Origin of the sequence: Bradyrhizobium sp. (assembly GCF_049586575.1) — a bacterium.
Lineage (GTDB): Bacteria > Pseudomonadota > Alphaproteobacteria > Rhizobiales > Xanthobacteraceae > Bradyrhizobium.
Genome location: NZ_JBAVCF010000257.1, coordinates 1 through 1,543, shown reverse-complemented (window position 1 = coordinate 1,543; position 1,543 = coordinate 1). Strand labels below are relative to the sequence as shown.

Annotated in this window: 1 protein-coding gene; it reads left to right on the top strand. The window is 60.6% G+C overall.

The features are described from left to right. A partial coding sequence (locus tag WB528_RS09810; protein ID WP_423888224.1) for a maltotransferase domain-containing protein occupies positions 1-1,503 on the top strand: 1,503 nt, incomplete at its 5' end. Between the last annotated feature and the right edge of the window lie 40 nt (positions 1,504-1,543).

The window sequence follows — 1,543 nt, the reverse complement described above, 5'->3', positions numbered from 1 at the left end:
CGTCAGTTGAACCAGACCGAGGACCCGATCCCCCTCTACCGGCACATGCTGCACCGTGCGGCCGCCGTCGGCGACGGCCTCATCGTGCCCATGGGGTTCGAATATGTGGCAGTCGACGATTTGGATGCGCGTCAAACGAAGGCAGCGGAAGCGCTTTTCCTGTCGCGGACCGGCAACGTCGACCTATCCTCTGAAATCCGCGACGCAAACGCGCTGAGCGAGGAATTGCGGACTCTAAAGATCAACGGGGAAATGCGGAAGTTGACCGATCCAGAAGAGCCGGTCAGCGCCCTTATCCGTTCCGATAGCGCAAGCGTGCGCGAAGCGACGGCGCCCATCGTGGTGTTCATCAATACCGATCTCCAGCACGACAAGCCACAGCCAATCGCTCTTGAACCGCTGCCGCCCGCGGCTGGCGCAAGCCTCGTGGCTCGCAAAAGGATTACGGCCGAGCGCGACGGACATTCCGCGCTTGCAGCGGGCGAAGTCCGTATCCTGCAGGCGCGCAGGAGCAATCCAATAGAGGCCGCGCGACCGGAAACAACACAAAAAAAGCTCGCGGCGGCTTCGCGCATCGTCATCGACAATGTCATTCCAAGTGTCGATGGCGGGCGCTTTGCGGCAAAACGCGTGATCGGCGAGCCTGTTGTTATCGAGGCCGATGTCTTTGCCGACGGCCACGGCGTGCTCGGTGTGGAACTGCTTTGGCGAAGCGCAGACTCCAGAGACTGGTTGCGCTCGCCGATGCGGACCATCAACAACGACCTGTGGCGCGCAACGATTCATCCCGAACGGATCGGACGCTACGAGTTCACTATCGAGGCATGGATCGATGGCTACGGTACGCTCGTGCGTGACATCGAACTTAAGCGCGCAGCCGGCGCCGAGTTCGCTTATGAACTTGCCGAAGCGTGGACCGCCCTCGATCGTGCCAGCAAACTTGTCAACGGCAGCGCAAACAAGGTCATTTCCAGCGCCCTGAAGTGGCTGACTGATGCATCGCCCGATGAAAGCGCCGATATCCTGCTCACCACCGACCTCAGAGAGGTCATGTACGAAGCGGAAGAGCGCGACTTTGCCTGCCGCCGGAAGCCGACCTTTTCCTTGGAAATTGAGCGCCCACGAGCTCTTTTTGCCTCCTGGTACGAACTGTTCCCGCGTTCGACGGGGGGCACCGACGATCGCCATGGTTCTCTCCTCGATGTCGTCGGAAAGCTGCCGGCGCTCCAGGAGATGGGCTTTGACGTTCTTTACCTGCCTCCGATCCATCCCATCGGTGGAACCAATCGCAAGGGCAAGAACAACACACTGGGTGCAACGCCCGACGACGTCGGCAGTCCGTACGCCATCGGCAGCAGCGAGGGCGGCCATGACGCGATCCATCCATCGCTTGGCACAATCAAGGATTTCCGGAGGCTTCGCGACGCAGCCGCCGCGCATGGCATGGAATTGGCGCTCGATTTCGCGATTCAATGCTCGCCGGACCATCCCTGGCTGAAATAGCACCCGGAATGGTTCGATTGGCGACCGGACGGTTTGATAC